The 1,174-nt window shown below is 65.5% G+C and carries 1 protein-coding gene and 1 pseudogene; both read left to right on the forward strand.

The features are described 5' to 3' along the window. Positions 1-94: 94 nt before the first annotated feature. Positions 95-202: pseudogene (locus ABZV42_RS42255) on the forward strand (IS5/IS1182 family transposase); the annotation flags it as partial. Positions 203-253: 51 nt separating this feature from the next. Further along, positions 254-1,071 (forward strand): IS5 family transposase gene (locus tag ABZV42_RS42260; protein ID WP_356057641.1). Its coding sequence is split into 2 segments (ribosomal slippage): positions 254-596 and positions 596-1,071, totalling 819 coding nucleotides; the frame shifts between segments, so codons are not numbered across the junction. Positions 1,072-1,174: the final 103 nt, after the last annotated feature.

A 1,174-nucleotide genomic window follows, 5' to 3' on the forward strand; every position in this document is an offset into this window, starting at 1 on the left:
GAAACCGTCATGTCCGGTTCGGCGGGAGGCCGCGCGGAACAGGACTCGCCCTCATGGTGAGCACCTCGCCGCGCGGCCGACCCAACCTCCTGGCTCCGGATGCCGACGCCTCCACCGCCGCTACGAACGCAAGCCCGAACACTTCCTCGCCTTCACCGCCATCGCGGCAACCCTCATATGCCACCGCCGCATCGCCAAATGAAATGGCGTCTAAGACCGTGTCCTATGTGGGGCTGGGTCGTTGGGCTTGGTTATGGGGCGGGGTACGTGGAGTTGGATTGTTCCGGACGGGCTGTGGGAGATCGCGGAGCCGCTGATCCCGCCGTCGAGGGTGCGGCCGCAGGGCGGCGGGACACAGGACACGCCTGATGAGCCGCTGTTCGCGGCGATCATCTATGTGCTGGTCAGCGGATGCGCCTGGCGGGCTCTGCCGCCGTGCTTCGGGATATCGAAGTCGACCGCGCACCGCCGGTTCCTGATCTGGTCGCGGGCGGGAGTGTGGGGCCGGCTGCACGAGGAGATCCTGCACCGCCTGGACGATGTCGGCCTGCTCGACCTCTCCCGGGCCGTCCTCGACTCCGCGCACGTCAGGGCGAAAAAGGGGGCGAACTCACAGGTCCGAGTCCCGTGGACCGGGGCAAGCCGGGTTCCAAGATGCACGTCCTGTCGGACGCGAACGGACTGCCTCTCCTCGTCGGTGTCTCCGCGGCGAACACCCACGACAGCCTCGCGCTGAAGCCCATGATCACGGGTCTCCAAACGAAACACGACCCTCATCGCGGCCGCTATTTCAAGCCTCGACGTCTCCATGCCGACAAGGCCTACGACGTCCCTCACCTGCGGAAATGGTTATGGGGCAAGCACATCGGCGTGCGCATCGCCCGCAAGGGTGTCGAGTCCAGCGAGCGGTTGGGGCGCCGACGATGGATCATCGAACGGACCATGTCCTGGCTGACCGGCTACCGCAGACTCAACCACCGCTACGAACGCCATCCCCGTAACTACCTGGCCTTTCTCGGCCTCGCCGCAGCCCTCTGCTGCTATAAGCGACTCATCCGCCTCACCACATAGGACACGGTCTAAGCCCAATGCCGTTGTTTTAGGCCTCGGGCGTAGGTTCCTGGGTAGTGGTCCCAGGGGGTGGTCGGGTGTCTGGGCGCGTGTCTGAGTTATC

Source organism: Streptomyces sp. NPDC005281 (assembly GCF_040607495.1).
In the GTDB taxonomy this organism is placed as follows: domain Bacteria; phylum Actinomycetota; class Actinomycetes; order Streptomycetales; family Streptomycetaceae; genus Streptomyces.